The sequence below is a fragment of the Brucella tritici genome, from assembly GCF_902825325.1.
Lineage (GTDB): Bacteria > Pseudomonadota > Alphaproteobacteria > Rhizobiales > Rhizobiaceae > Brucella.
Map to the genome: position 1 here is coordinate 81,238 of NZ_CADEAR010000002.1, position 14,614 is coordinate 95,851.

Consider the following 14,614-nt stretch of genomic DNA (forward strand, 5'->3'; position numbering starts at 1 on the left):
TGTATTTTCCCGCTGAATGCGTCGAAACTCCCTTATGGAGGAACAACTCCATGCGGTCGCTTCTCCTGTTCAGCAGGAAAATACCCTCACGCCGAACCTCAAGCTAATTCGTCACTGTAGCTTCACACCCTTGATGGCCTTGTCGATATCCTTCTTGGGGCCATAAAGCGCAAGGCCGACCAAATCGGGTGCGTCGGCATTTTCAGCCTTGAATACGGCGCGGTTGGCAACGTCATGCCCGGTCTCGAACATGGCGCGCACATAGGGCGCACGGATGAGATCGCGCTGGATCGATTGCTGCCATGCCCGTTGCAGGACATCCGGCGTTGCCGAGAAGATCAGCATCGGCTGGCCGAGCAGACGCGTATGCTTGCGGCCTGCCGCATCCTCATAAGGCTCGCCCATGACGTGCGGCACAGCGCTGGATATGCCGGTTGCGATGAAGGCGGTCACGTTCAACTTCTGCCAGACAGGCAGATCGTGCAGGACAAGAATGGCTATTTTTGTATCGAAAATCATTGGTTCTTCCTCTTTTCGAAGAAGACCTAACGGCTTTTCACCGCAATTTCTGGAACGTTTGTGCGTCCCTTGCCATAAGCGGCGGGCGTCATGCCATAGGCGCGGCGGAACCAGCGCCCCATATGGCTCTGGTCGGCAAATCCGCTGAGCGCGGCTGCTTCCGCTGGCGCTACTTTTTCGCGCAACAGGCGCCGCGCTTCGGCAAGGCGCAACTGCACCAGACAGGCATGAGGCGAGGTGCCGTATTCACGCCGGAACCCGCGTGAAAGCTGGAAACGGTCGGCAGCCCCCACCGCTTCTGCCAGTTCATCAAGGCCGAACTCCTCGTCGAAGCGCGCCCGCAGATAGTCCATCGCGCGGGCTGCGACCGGATGCGGAGCCGAGCCTTTTTCTGTCACCTCCTGCCCAAGATGTCGGGCAAGGTGGTTGGTCACCTGATCGCGGCAATCTTCGATCATCAGTTGCGGCGCTTGCAGAAAAATAGCTTCACAGGCGCGGGCGACCGCATGAAACAACTGTCCGTCATCGGCCAGCGTCTCGCGAAAGCCGATATGGGCATCGTTGCCGCCCATTGCGCTTCTGACCAGTGATTGCGGCATATAGAGCATGTTATAGGCAAAACCGTCCGCCGCGACCGCCTGCCCGTCATGGCGTTCGCCCGGCTCGATGAGAATCACCCGCCCCGGCGTGCTCTGCCGACGCCTGCCCCGGCAGAAAAAATCCTGCACGCCCGCATGGGTCACGCCGACGAGCCATTCATCATGAAAATGCATGTCATAGGCGTGGCTGTGAAAACGGGCCGCCACGGCTTCGAGGCCGGTGGTATCGTCGCGTTTCAGCCGCATCACGTCGCGCGGGCCATTGATGGGGCAAGCATTGTCGATCATGGCCGAATTTGTAGCATGGCGAGCGACAAACACACGCTTTGTTATTTTCAATCAATAAGTTTGATCTATGTTGTCTTGCAATGACCGCAAATGCCGACAAGGTGTATCGTACCAACTGATTGAATCAACCGGGAAAAACATGACCGTAACGACAATCGCGACCACGCCATACCAGGACCAGCAGCCGGGCACTTCGGGCCTGCGCAAGAAGGTTCCGGTTTTCCAGCAGCCCAATTACGCTGAAAACTTCATCCAGTCGGTTTTCGATGTGCTGGAAGGTTTTGCCGGCAAGACGCTCGTGGTCGGCGGCGACGGACGCTATTATAACCGCGAAGTGATCCAGAAGCTCATCAAGATCGCCGCCGCCAATGGCTTCGGGCGCATCATGGTGGGTCAAGGCGGCATTCTTTCGACACCTGCCGCCTCCAACATGATCCGCAAATACAAGGCTTTCGGCGGCATGATACTTTCGGCAAGCCACAACCCCGGCGGGCCTACGGAAGATTTCGGCATCAAGTACAATATCGGCAACGGCGGACCGGCACCGGAAAAGATCACCGAGGCGATCTTCGCCCGCTCCAAGGTGATCGACCAGTACAAAATTGCCTATGTCGCAGATGTCGATATCGACAAGATCGGCACAAACCGGATCGGCGATACCGAAGTCGTCATCTTCGATCCCGTCACCGATTATGCCGAGCTGATGGAAAATCTGTTCGATTTCGACGCCATCCGCGCCATGATCAAGGGCGGTTTCGGTCTCAAATTCGATGCCATGCATGCCGTGACCGGGCCTTACGCCAAGGAAATCTTCGAGCACCGTCTCGGCGCCCCGGAGGGCAGCGTCGTCAATTTCATTCCGTTGCCGGATTTCGGCGGTCATCACCCCGATCCGAATCTCGTCTATGCCAAGGATCTCTACGATCTTCTGATGTCTGATCATGCGCCGGATTTCGGCGCGGCTTCCGATGGCGACGGTGATCGCAACCTCATTATCGGGCGCGGCATTTTCGTAACCCCTTCCGATTCGCTCGCCATGCTGGCCGCCAATGCGCATCTGGCGCCGGGCTACAAGGACGGCATCAAGGGCATTGCCCGGTCCATGCCGACCAGTGCTGCCGCCGACCGCGTGGCTGACAAGCTCGGCATCGGCATGTTTGAAACGCCGACCGGCTGGAAATTCTTCGGCAATCTGCTCGACAATGGCAAGGTCACGATCTGCGGCGAGGAAAGCTCCGGCACCGGGTCAGACCATGTGCGCGAGAAGGACGGCTTGTGGGCCGTGCTGCTCTGGCTCAATATTCTGGCGGTGCGCAAGCAAAGCGTGAAGGATATCGTCGAGGAACATTGGGCGCGTTTCGGACGCAACTATTACACCCGCCACGACTATGAAGCGGTCGATTCCGATATCGCCAACAAGCTGGTGGCCGATCTGCGCGGCAAGCTTGCCTCCCTGCCCGGCACGACCGTCAACGGCCTCAAGATCGAGAAAGCCGACGACTTCGCCTATCACGATCCGGTCGACGGCTCGATCAGCCAGCATCAGGGCATCCGCATCTATTTCCCGGATGGCGGCCGTGTGGTGCTGCGCCTGTCCGGCACCGGCACGTCGGGCGCAACCATCCGCATCTATATCGAGCGCTACGAAGCAGATGCCACCAAGCACAATCTCGATACGCAGGAAACGCTGGCCCCGTTCATCGAAGCGGCAGAACAGATCGCCGAGGTGAAGAAGCGTAGCGGGCGGGCGGAGCCGTCGGTGGTTACTTGATTAGGGCAGTAGGGGAATAGGGGAATAGGGGAATAGGGGAATAGGGGAATAGGGGAATAGGGGAATAGGGGAATAGGCTGATTGACGCGGAAACGCCTATCAAGTCCTTTCTTCACTTATTCCCCTACTCCCTTACTCACTTACTCCCCTAGTCAAAGACAATCGCCGGCGCGGGCTTTCCAGCCCCCTTGCCGCCCTTCATGTTCTCCCAGACCTTCCGGGCTATCTCGCGATAGATTTTCGCGTGCTCGCTGTCCGGTTCATGGACGGTGATCGGCGTGCCCGCGTCCGAATAGGCGCGCACATCCATATGCAGCGGCACTTCGCCCAGGAACGGCACGTCGAGACGTTCCGCTTCCCTGCGCGCGCCACCATTGCCGAAAATATCGTAGCGCGCGCCGGTGTCGGGAGCGATGAAGTAGCTCATGTTTTCGACGATACCCAGAAGCGGCACATCCACCTTGCGGAACATGTTGAGCCCCTTGCGCGCGTCGATCAGCGCCAGATCCTGCGGCGTCGAAACGACGACCGCGCCCGCCAGCGGCACCTGCTGCGCCATGGTGAGCTGTGCGTCGCCGGTACCCGGAGGCATATCGACCACCAGAACATCAAGCTCGCCCCACGCCACTTCGCGCAACATCTGCGTCAGCGCCGACATGACCATCGGCCCGCGCCAGATCATCGGCGTTTCCTCATCGACCATGAAGCCCATCGACATGACCTTGAGCCCAAAATTTTCCATCGGCTTCAGGATCCGGCCCTCGACGGTTTCCGGACGACCGGAAAGGCCGAGCAGGCGCGGCATGGACGGCCCGTAAATATCGGCATCGAGAATGCCGACCTTCAGCCCGTTGGCGGCAAGACCGAGCGCCAGATTGACCGCCGTGGTGGACTTGCCGACGCCGCCCTTGCCCGATGCGACGGCAATGATCGCGCCAACGCCCGGAATGCCGGGCTTCGTCGCCGCGCGCTGCGTTGGCGCGGGATGGCGATGCTGTGCAGGTGCGGCGGCAGCCGGACGCTGCTGCGGCTTTGGCGGTGGCGGCGCATCGTCACTGGTACGTCCGCCCTTCTTTTCGGCGGTAAGAGTGACCAGTGCGCCGGTGACACCCGGAATTTCCTTCACGGCCTTTTCAGCGGCCAACCGCATCGGCTCCAGCGCATCGGCGCGCTCGGCCGGAACCGTGATGGAGAAAAAGACCTTGCCGTCGGCAATGAATATATCCGAAACCAGACCGAGCGACACAACATCGCTTTCGAAGTCCGGTCCCGTCACGGCCTTCAGCCGCTCCAGAACCTGTTCGCGTGTTACGCTTGCCATTTCACAGCACCAAGAGGGTAAGGAAACGGCGAAATAAGGAAATCCATATCGAGCAAAACATATTGCTCCATTGCCTTATTGCCCTCGTACCTTACCGCTCTACTCCTTCATTGTTGCCTCATATCCAGTCCTGACATAATCAGCTTTCCAACCAAACGCCAAGAGTGCCAAACCATTTAGAGTGGTTCCATTTACGAAAGAATAGCTAGAACCACTCTGAATATTTCTTCTCACGCATTATCCAGCGCAAAACCGCTTCGCACTTTTGCTGGAAATGCTCCAATCCAAACATCGGAGCAAGCCATGGCCAAAGCCATTCACACGATGATCCGCGTTCTCGACGAAGAGAAGTCCGTTTCCTTCTATAATCAGACTTTCGGTCTCGATATTGCCGAGCGCATCGATTTTGAAACCTTCACGCTGATCTATCTGCGCAATACGGAAGCCGATTTCGAAGTCGAGTTGACAGTCAACAAGGGCCGCACCGAACCTTACAATCTGGGCGATGGCTATGGGCACCTCGCTGTGGCGGTCGATGATGTCGATGCCGAACATGCCCGTTTTTCGGAACTTGGCTTCAAGGTCGGCAAACTCGTCGATTTCAAAAACAACGGCGTGCAGCTTGCCCGCTTCTTCTTTGTGGAAGACCCGGATGGCTACAAGATCGAGGTTCTACAACGCGGTGGACGTTATAGATGACACAATGTTCCAACCTCACTGCAACTGGCAGTGAGGTTGGATATAGTACCCAGTGCTACTTGGAACCCTTATAGGTCGAATAGCCATATCGGCTTAGCAAAAGCGGCACATGTATGTGTTGCTCGGCCTGCGTAAGATGGATTACGACCGGGATTTCCGAGAATATGGTTGCAGATTGCTGCTTTTCAAAATAGGCGCCAGTCTGGAATGTGATGCGATAATCGCCGGGTCCGATCGTCGGATCGTTTCCGGGATACAAGGCAGATATCCGACCATCCTCGCCTGTGACTCCCGACGAAAGCGGCATCCAGTTTTTACCATCTTCTTTTTCAAGCGTGACGGTAATATCTTTCGCCGGTGCCCCGGTCATCAGGTCAAGCACGTGAACACTTAACGGATTGGATGACGTCGGCGCACTCTCATCAGCCCAAGCAAAACCTGCCACCAAAGACAGGACACCAACAAAAAAATACCGAACTACAAAACGCTTCATAGAAATCATATTATCCTCGATTAATATATATTATTAGAAAATAATGATAATGTTTATTCTACTTAAAATAGAAAATAAAAGTCAATGCGGTTTGATACAATCATAAAAATAAGCTTTTGATCTGAATTTTCATCTGCGAGGACCAATGATGTATTCATCCAGGCGAGATGCGGCGAAATCGCACTTGTCTATTTGACGCTTGGCAAAGAAGCCGAGGATGAATTAACTAAAGCTGGCCGAAAAGGAGAAAATTGGAATTGAAGGCTGGCGCAACACAATTGCGGGGAATGTTGATCGTGCGTCTACTCAGCGTATTCGCCCTGATGTTCGTCGCCTTTGCGCACAAGCCCGTCGATCTCAATGCGCCCGACAGCTATCTGCTTGCCCAATATCAATTGCCGGACGGCACCTATCCGGTACTCTGCATCGGCGATCACGGCTCTGATCCGAACCAGAAAGATCACAACAAGCACCTGAGCAACACCAGTTGCGAAGCCTGTCGGATTTCATCAGCCTTCCTGTGCCCGGCCCCTGCCGGTTCCACTGGCGCCGCCCCGCATATCGCCATGGCCGACGGCATCGTGCCGCCGCAACCGATCCTGCGCCACAGCACCTATCCGCCATCGGCACCGCCGCAAGCGCCGCCTCTCGCCTGAATAATATTGTTTGAGCGAATGCGTTTTTCGGATCGCATTCAGGAATGAAACGCGCCCGAACCCTGTTCCCTCGAACTTTGTACCGGTGTGCCTTCCAATGATATTCAGGTTTGAAACAATGAAGAACTATCGTCTTTTCGCCTCCGCCATCTCGATTGCCGCACTGTGCGCCTCTGCCGGCATGGCCAATGCCCATTCTTCCCTCGACCAGAGCGAAGCCAAGGCAGGCAGCTTCTACAAGGCAACCTTCCGTGTACCGCATGGTTGCGATGGAAAAGCCACGACCGAAGTAAAGGTCGAGCTTCCCGAAGGCTTTATCTCGGCTCAGCCGCAGGTCAAGGCGGGCTGGAAGATCGAGACCGTCAAGGGCGACTATGCCCAGAGCTACAAGGTGCACGGCAAGGATGTGACCTCCGGCGTCCGCGAAGTCCGCTTCACCGATGGCAACCTGCCCGGTGATTTCTATGACGAGTTCACCGTCGTCGGCCAGCTCGCCAAGTTCGACAAGGATACGACTCTCTCCTTCCCCGTGACGCAGGTCTGCGGAAGCGACGCTTCGGTTGCCTGGACGGAAGTGCCCAAGGATGGCCAGAACTCGCACGATCTTGCACATCCTGCGCCGCAACTGCTGGTGAAGGCTGCTGGTGCCGACGATGATCACGGCGGGCACGGTGGACATGACAAGATGGGCCAGATGGACAAGATGGACCATGCCTCCATGCAGGCAGCAATGCCGACGAAGCTTGGTGACCTCGAAATCACAGGCCCATCGGTGCGTGCCATGGTTCCCGGCGCCAAGGTTGCAGGCGGCTTTCTGACCATCGCCAACGGCGGCAAGGACGCCGACAAGCTGGTTTCCGTCACCACCGGTGGCGTCAAGCGCGTCGAAATCCACGAAATGTCGATGCAGAACGACGTGATGAAGATGCGCCAGCTTGAGGGCGGTCTGGATATTCCGGCAGGCGAGAAGGTCGAGCTGAAATCCGGCGGGTATCACCTCATGTTCATCCAGCCGGAAAAGCCATACAAGGAAGGCGAGACCGTTCCTGTCACGCTGGAATTCGAAAAGGCTGGCAAGGTCACCATCGATTTCCCCGTCACTGCGCAAAGCGGTCAAAAGGGCGGAGACCATTCGGGTCACTAAGCGAACCAGCCGTTTCCGGTAAACCGCGCGCTATCTGTGCGGTTTCGGGAAATGCCTGAAAGTTCAATCGCGAAGACCGATCCCTTAGCAAAGGGGCGAATGATCCGCGTCCTCTCTCCTTCGCGCATTATGCGCCCGTTTGCCGCAACCGCTGCTCCCCCACAGCGGTTGCGTTCTTCATCATATGCTGTAAACATGAGTATCAAAGTCTAGAATAATTCCAAACAGTTGAAATCCAATAAGATTTTAAACTTGAGTAATTGACTCCAGATGTATTTTCGGGCTTTTATGCATGGTGCAACTGACAACCTTTGATGTCTGGGCCTTGAACCCTTTCGATTGGAGGACCCTATGATTGGTCTCGGCGAATGCCGGTCCGCAAATGTCGACGGCCTGCCCTGGCAGCTTAGTCTCTTGCCGACCGGATATTGCAATGTGCGGGGGGAAACCGAACGTCCCTCGGCAAGAATGCAGGGTTCACACCCCGCATGCATGTCTTCACTCCGCAGCTTCTTCGGGAGGCGGACATGAATATGCGCATATCCCAACTGAACGGCGCCAACACTGCGGGCTATTTCGATCGCCTGCCGGAAAAACTGGTGCTGGAAGGTTATCGCCGCTGGACCGCGGGCTTCGAGACGGGCTCGATCATCCCGTGGGAAATGACCTGGGGCCTCTATTCGGAAGTGCTTGGGCCTTCGGAAGCAAAACGCGCGGTGGGCGAGCTGTCGCATTTCATTCGCGTGCTGCGCCATTGTGCCAGTTGCCAGTTGCGCGCTTTCCCTTTCGACTCGCACCATGTCTGCCGCGAGGAATGCCTGACGCTGGGGCTGATTTCCGGCATCCAGAATCAGGACGCACTGCTGCTCGATACCTGCCTTGAAGCGATTGCCTGTCATCGCCGCTGCGACGATGTGGTAGGGGCTGCACGCAATTTTGCCGACACGCTGGCTGATTTCGGCCAGACTTTGTTGCCAATACCGATCCATGCCATCGACAGCGCCTTGAATTTTACGCCGCGCGCGACTTTTCACTGATTGGTCCAAGATCGGGCCCAGATCGATCCTTGATCGGAAAAAGTCCCAGCGTTTTGCGAATGAACGTGGTTCCAGATTTTAAGTCGCCGGTACCCGGCGCAAGGAGATAGAAATGCAGGCCAGAACCGAACGACGCCTCGGCATTGCCGCCGCCCTCGTCCTGACCGCAGGAGCGTTTGTCATGCCGGGCGTATCCACCCAGATCGTGCAGAACGATGTTGCGCCGCAGAGCCAGATCCATATGGCTTCGGCAGAAAATCTGCGCGCCGAGCTCCGCCATTTCATCAATCTCGGCGAAGCCATGCCGAAATCGGTGCGCTACGAATAATCGTGCTGAGACTGAAATAGAAAAGGCCGCGCCAGATCTGGCGCGGCCTTTTTTTGCGAGAAATCAATTGCTTATCCGACGATGATCGGGGCCTTCCCCTGTACGCGGTTATAGAGATCGATGATGTCCTGGTTCATCAGGCGGATACAGCCGGAGGACATGGACTGGCCGATCGACCACCATTCCGGCGAGCCGTGGATGCGATAGCCGGTGTCCCGCCCGTTCTGGAAAATGTAGAGCGCACGCGCACCCAGCGGGTTTTGCGGGCCGGGTTCCTGGCCGTTGCGGTATTTCGCCAGTTCCGGCTTGCGCTGGATCATTTCCGGCGGCGGCGTCCAGACCGGCCATTGCTTCTTGTACTGAACATTGGCCGTGCCCGACCATTCAAAACCCGCCTTGCCGATGCCGATACCGTAACGCAGCGCTTCTCCGCCCGGCAGGACGTAGTAGAGAAGATGGTCCTTGAGGCTGACGACAATCGTTCCCGGCGCCTGTCCTGTCGGGTCCGGCACGATCTGGCGGCGGAATTGCTTTGGCACCTTTTCGTAAGGAATTGCAGGCAGTGAATACGGCCCTTCCTGTACGGCGGCATACATGACATCCGGCGTGGTGATATCGCGGTCGACGCTGATCTGCGGACGCATCGGCGTAATCCCGCCCGTGGACATCGGATCGACATTCATCTGGAATGCCGACATATCCATCGTTTGGTTACAACCGGCAGCACCAGTGAGGAGGATGGCTCCGGTGCCGAAAAGGAAGCGGCGGCGGCTCAGATCGTCAATGAACTTGGTCATGCAAATTACCCGGACACAAGGGTTGAAACACAGCCGTCAAGCGACCGCCATACTCAACAGCAATTTGCGTTCTTATGGTTGAAGAACGGTTAAACAACTCGCGCAAACGTGTCTGAAAATTCTGTTTGAAAGCATAAATTGCAGCAAATGTGAAAATTCAATCGATTTAAGCATCCAGGCAAATACGGCGAACATATGTATCGCGTGACTATTTGATGGCTTAAATGCGGCTTTTACGTGAAATCACTATTCTGGATTGCATTCAGATAGCAAAAGGCCGGGTCATCAAACCCGGCCTGGATTGCCTTCAATAATTTGCGGCAATCAATAATCTTTTTCGTAGAAGATACCGCCGCTGGAATCGCCTTCAGCACCGAGCGCCCCCTTGGCTTTCAGATTGCGGGTGATGTCGAGATTGACGGTGCCCTTGGTCGAACCGCCTGATCCTGCTTCCACGCCCAGATAGATATTGTCGCGGATATAACGGCCGGCACGAACTGCCGTCTGGCCCTTGTCATCCGTCACGACATCAAGGTCGTCGAGACCTGTCCCGGCGCGCAGCTTGTTCATGAGCGAGTTGTTGGAACCGCCCGCCAGTTCTGCCGCCGCAGCAGCAAGCTGCGCGATCTGGAACGCCGACAATTCGCCGATGGAGCGCTTGAAGATCAACTGCGCCAGCACTTCATCCTGCGGCAATTCCGGTGTCGACGAGAACTTGATATCGAGATTATCGACCGTACCCGTCACCGTCACAATTGCGGTGATTTCATTGCCTTCCGAACGCGCAACGAAGTTGAGCTGCGGATTGAGATCACCCACCAGCGTGACATGACCTTCATCGAAGGTAATGCGCTGGCCGAGGATACCGATGCGACCGCGGATCATGTCGAAGGAGCCGACCGGCTTGATGTCGGTCACAGGTCCGGTGAGGCGAAGACGTCCGCCCAGTTCCGTATCGAGGCCGCGACCGCGCACGAAAATCTGGTTGGGTGCGTTGATGAGAACGTCGAGGCGCGGCACAGTCGGGCGCGCTGTTGGGGTCGGCACCCGGCTGCGGCGCGTTTCTACCTTGGCGCGATCAAGCGTCACCTGAACATTCTTCGGCGTGTTCTTGTGGCGAACCGGGACATAGGCTGCGCCGCCGCCGAGATTTTCAGGCACCGAGATTTCTGCCCTGTCGACATCGATGCGGCCTGAAATCAGCGGATCGCGCATCAGCGGTCCATTGATCGTGATCCCGCCGTCGACGGTCGCCACGACCAGCTTGCCATCGGCATAGCGGGCGCGATTGAGCTTGATCTCTATATTGGCCGGAAAGTTCGCTTCGGCATTGGTCGAAATCGTACCGCTGGCGGAAACCGATCCGCCACTGCCAAGCGCCGCATTGACCTGGCGCAGCGTGACGGTTTCGCCATCCAAACTGCCCATGACATTGATATTGTTGAGGCGGACATTGGTGTCCGGATCGACAAAGGTTGCGCCATTGGTGGAGAACATGCCGCGCAATTGCGGACGGTTGAAGCCGCCCGAAACGCTGGCCGTCAGCGTCAGCGTACCGTTTGCCTGCGCACCGCGATCCGCCAGGAAGCGGTTGGCAAGCGCCAGCGGAATGCTGCCATTGACATTGACGCCAAGCCCCTGCCCCGAGAAAGGCACCTTGCCATTGGCAGTGACATTGAGGCCGCGTGGACCATCGACGGTCAGCGACGAGAAGTCGATGGCCATGGCGGCGTAGCTGCCTGCTGCCTGCAGGGTCAGAGGCGCAAGCCCGTTATCGCGCAGCGGTTTGGCCGCAAGACCGGTGCCGCGCAGATTGAACGTCGCCGCAGGATTGGTGAGCGGTCCGGTAACACGTGCCGTTCCTGTCACATTGCCAGCCAGATCCTGTCCCTTGACCGCACCGTTCAGCGCCGTCAGCGGAAGATTGGCGAGATTGACGTCGATGGCAAGATCACCTTTGCCAAGCGGCACGCCACCATTGGCGCGCACATCGATGCCATTGCCATTTTGGGCGCCTCCGGTTACATGCGCATCGACATTGAGCCGATTATTGGCAGAGGTGCCCTTGGCATCTGCATTGAGAGCTGCAATGCCCTGCTTCTTCAGTTCGGCCGCCGTAACACCACGCGCCGCCATGTCGAAGGCGACATCGGGCGCTTCTCTCGTGCCGGTGATGCGGGCCGTGCCGTTGATCGTGCCGCCCAGCCCCAGTTCCGGCTTGAACGTATTGGCGAGAGCCAGCGGCAGGTTGGAAAGGGCAACCGACAGATCGAGACGACCATCCACGACGCCATTGACCTTGACCTGACCGGCACTGGCATCCGCGCCTGTATTGATAATGATATCCCCGAAGGATATTTCCTCGCCCTTCATGGAAATGGTGGCGGGTGCGGCCAGATTGGCGCTGAGCGTGCCCTGTTTCACATGGGCCGAAGCGAGCCCCAGTTCGAAACCGCCATCCTTCGGCTCGAGCGACCCGGCAGCACTGGCGACCGTGCCGATCTTCAGCTGGGTGTTGGCAGTAAAATCGGTCTTCGACCCGGTTGCGTTGGCCTTGGCATCGAAGCTGTCGATGCCGAATGTGCCGACCATGATGTCGCGCGTCGCAGCATTGCCATCGACCACCGGCACCCCGAACAGGTCCTTTGCCGTCAGGGCAATATCAGCCGAGGTGATACGATTGCCATTGACCTTGATGTCCTTGGCATTGGCTGTGATCGATGCATTCTGGCGGCCGTCATTGGCGTCAAGCGTGATGTCCGCATTGGCCGCGCCGGTTGCCTCTGCCAGCGCCAGGGCTGCAGCCGTGGAAATATCCGGCGCATCAAGCTTCAGCGCGCCCGTCAAGAGACCTTTCGCAGTCTGGGTGACATTGCCCGAAAGATGCGCGCCGCCTGCATTGAAGACGAGGTCGGTCAGGCGCTTTTCGTCATTAACGATGTCGATCAGCGTTCCAAGATCGACACGCTGGCCATTGAGGAATGCACTGCCAGCAAGCTTGCCGGAAAGGGCAGCGCCGGTTTTTGCATTGCCATCGAGCATGGCATTGAAATCAAGGCCACCTTCGGAAAGCTTGCGTCCGGCCAGCGTGCCTTCCGGCGCATCGGCGCGCAATGCGAGTGCGATCAGCTTGTCGTCGCCGCGCGCGCTGCCCTTGACGGTCATCCGGCCCGATGCCTGATCCGAAAGAAGCTTGAGATCGGACAGCATGACGCCAAAATCGAAACTTGCCTTGTCGGATGCAAAGGAACCATTGGCGGTGATCTCGCTCAACTCATTGCCGATGCGGAAATCACGCGCCGAAAATCCTTCCGCGCTGCGGCCAAGCGCACCGCTCAAGTTGACAGCGCCATCGAGAATGCGGTCAACCGCTTCCGTGCCGGTGCGCATGTTCTGCGCCGTACCGTTGAGGTCGAGCTGGAATGCACCGCTGACCGGGCGAACAATGCCCTTGGCATTGACATCGATACTGCCAGCAAGGTCCCGTTCTGCCAGAGCGCCGAAAGGCGCAAGGCTTGCAATCTTGGCAGCGATATCGCCATTGAAGGCAAAATCGTCAATATTGCCCTTGAGGTCGAGGCTTAAACCGTTGCCGGCAATATTGGCTTGCGCCAGTTCAACCGGCGAACCGGCGCGCCACGCGCCATCAATGGCAAGCGCAATCTTGCTTCCAAGCGCTTCGGCGATTTCCGCACGTTCTGCCGAAATGCCATCCATCCCGCCATTGACCTTGAAGGTGATATGGCGATTGGCGGCATCTTCCAGGTTTTCAGCAACGCCGCCCATATCGAGTGCGATGCTCTGGGCAGAAATCGTTGCGTTCTTGAGACCGGCGATGGCAAGCGTTCCCGTCCAGTCATTGGTCGGGCGATCACCATAAGCGACCTGGAATTTTGCATTGTCGATATAGGTTTCAGCACCCTTGACCGGCAGGAGCACGCGCCCCTTGCTTTCATCGGCAATGGAAGCATCGATACGCAGCTTGTTCAGGAAGCGGTCATTGCCAGTTTCGGCAGAAGCTTTCAGCTTCAAGGCAGCGCTGTTCAGCGCCAGATCGTCAAGTCGGAAACCGCCTGCATCCTTGAGGAAGCCGTCGGCGGACAGTACGGTTTCGGCACCGAAGAAATCGCGGAACGCTGCCGGCACCAGAACCGCAATCGGACCATTGAAACGGGCAGAGAAAACACGCCCGCCATCGGGTGCCTGACCTTGCCGGTTGAGTGCGAATTCGCCTGTCAGCGTGCGGCTGCCATTGGTGTCGAGTGCAAGATCAACCTTCAACTCGTCAAGCGGACCGGCGCCTTTCAAGGTGAGATCGACCGGCGGACGGCCATCGATGTTCAACAGGTTGGCGACGATGCCGTTGGCCGGTTCCGAGACTTTCAGGTCGAGATCGACCTTCTGGTCGGCATTGGCATAGGCCGCACGAAGAGCAAAATTTCCGCCCGGACCGTCGAGACGCTTGATGTCGAAGTTCGAATCCAGCGAACCATCGGCAAGCGACAGGCTGCCATTGGCCGACACTTCCGATTCAAGGCCGAAAATGTCCGGCCCGAAATGCAGGCGCGCAATGGCAAGCTGGTCGAGATTGATCGAAATCGGCAGGTCCGGCAGGCTGAACGTCGACGATTCCGGCGACGGCAGGCTATTGTCAGGCAACGGCTTGCGGATGATGTCGATGCGCTCGGCGGCCAGCGACTGGATGCTGAGGCGACCGACGAGAAGCGCGGTGCGGCTCCAGTTCAGCTTGGCATTCTCGATGCGCAGCCAGACGCCTTCGCGGTCGGCAATGGTGATCGAGCCGACTGTTGCTTCTGAAGACAGAACCCCGCTGATGCCGGAAATCGAAATACGGCGGTTCGGCGCGGAAAGCTGGCTTTCCACGAAGGACAGGAAATAGGATTTCTCTTCTTCGGGCTGGGCTTCCGAACTGCCCGGCTCTTGTGTCCCAGTATTTACCTG

At 57.4% G+C, this 14,614-nt stretch carries 12 protein-coding genes and 1 pseudogene; 7 read left to right on the forward strand and 6 right to left on the reverse strand.

Going from position 1 to position 14,614, the window contains the following annotated elements; genetic code table 11:
* Nucleotides 1–16: 16 nt before the first annotated feature.
* A pseudogene (locus HWX93_RS02595) lies at nucleotides 17–121 on the forward strand (PaaI family thioesterase); the annotation flags it as partial.
* Here the strand turns inward: HWX93_RS02595 and HWX93_RS02600 are convergent.
* Together HWX93_RS02600 and HWX93_RS02605 are read right to left on the reverse strand one after the other, a co-directional pair.
* Complete coding sequence (locus HWX93_RS02600; protein WP_176036408.1) at nucleotides 112–519, reverse strand: DUF2000 domain-containing protein; 408 nt, start codon at nucleotides 517–519, stop codon at nucleotides 112–114. The pseudogene HWX93_RS02595 and the gene HWX93_RS02600 sit on opposite strands and share 10 nt — an antisense overlap.
* Nucleotides 520–545: 26 nt before the next feature.
* A complete protein-coding gene (locus HWX93_RS02605) occupies nucleotides 546–1,406 on the reverse strand; it encodes an AraC family transcriptional regulator (RefSeq protein ID WP_176036409.1) in 861 nt (286 codons plus the stop codon).
* Nucleotides 1,407–1,545: 139 nt separating this feature from the next.
* On the opposite strand from HWX93_RS02605, the gene HWX93_RS02610 reads away from it, so the two are divergent.
* Nucleotides 1,546–3,177, forward strand: a complete 1,632-nt coding sequence (locus tag HWX93_RS02610) for an alpha-D-glucose phosphate-specific phosphoglucomutase (protein WP_176036410.1) — start codon at nucleotides 1,546–1,548, stop codon at nucleotides 3,175–3,177.
* Between the two features lie 148 nt (nucleotides 3,178–3,325).
* Here HWX93_RS02610 and apbC read toward each other — a convergent pair whose 3' ends face one another.
* Nucleotides 3,326–4,498, reverse strand: coding sequence for an iron-sulfur cluster carrier protein ApbC (apbC, locus tag HWX93_RS02615; protein WP_176036411.1), 1,173 nt, complete (start codon nucleotides 4,496–4,498; stop codon nucleotides 3,326–3,328).
* 303 nt (nucleotides 4,499–4,801) lie between these two features.
* On the opposite strand from apbC, the gene HWX93_RS02620 reads away from it, so the two are divergent.
* Nucleotides 4,802–5,197 (forward strand): VOC family protein, encoded by a 396-nt coding sequence (locus tag HWX93_RS02620; protein WP_176036412.1) that lies wholly within the window; start codon nucleotides 4,802–4,804, stop codon nucleotides 5,195–5,197.
* A 55-nt stretch (nucleotides 5,198–5,252) separates the two neighbouring features.
* Here HWX93_RS02620 and uraH read toward each other — a convergent pair whose 3' ends face one another.
* Nucleotides 5,253–5,699 carry a hydroxyisourate hydrolase gene (gene uraH, locus HWX93_RS02625; protein ID WP_210267193.1) on the reverse strand — a complete coding sequence of 149 codons (447 nt, stop codon included), beginning with the start codon at nucleotides 5,697–5,699 and terminating at the stop codon, nucleotides 5,253–5,255.
* 248 nt (nucleotides 5,700–5,947) lie between these two features.
* Between uraH and HWX93_RS02630 the strand changes: the two genes are divergently transcribed.
* From HWX93_RS02630 to HWX93_RS02645, 4 genes are all read left to right on the forward strand, one after another.
* Nucleotides 5,948–6,346 (forward strand): hypothetical protein, encoded by a 399-nt coding sequence (locus tag HWX93_RS02630; RefSeq protein ID WP_176036413.1) that lies wholly within the window; start codon nucleotides 5,948–5,950, stop codon nucleotides 6,344–6,346.
* Between the two features lie 118 nt (nucleotides 6,347–6,464).
* Nucleotides 6,465–7,490: a DUF1775 domain-containing protein gene (locus HWX93_RS02635; protein WP_176036414.1), complete on the forward strand. Its 1,026-nt coding sequence runs from the start codon at nucleotides 6,465–6,467 to the stop codon at nucleotides 7,488–7,490.
* Between the two features lie 527 nt (nucleotides 7,491–8,017).
* A complete protein-coding gene (locus HWX93_RS02640; RefSeq protein WP_176036415.1) occupies nucleotides 8,018–8,527 on the forward strand; it encodes a hypothetical protein in 510 nt (169 codons plus the stop codon).
* Nucleotides 8,528–8,639: 112 nt separating this feature from the next.
* Entirely contained in the window at nucleotides 8,640–8,855 is a 216-nt protein-coding gene (locus HWX93_RS02645; RefSeq protein ID WP_109987159.1) for a hypothetical protein, read from the forward strand.
* Between the two features lie 71 nt (nucleotides 8,856–8,926).
* On the opposite strand, the gene HWX93_RS02650 is transcribed toward HWX93_RS02645, so the two are convergent.
* Complete coding sequence (locus HWX93_RS02650; protein ID WP_176036416.1) at nucleotides 8,927–9,652, reverse strand: L,D-transpeptidase; 726 nt, start codon at nucleotides 9,650–9,652, stop codon at nucleotides 8,927–8,929.
* A gap of 324 nt (nucleotides 9,653–9,976) precedes the next feature.
* Complete coding sequence (locus HWX93_RS02655; protein ID WP_419190675.1) at nucleotides 9,977–14,536, reverse strand: translocation/assembly module TamB domain-containing protein; 4,560 nt, start codon at nucleotides 14,534–14,536, stop codon at nucleotides 9,977–9,979.
* Nucleotides 14,537–14,614 lie beyond the last annotated feature (78 nt).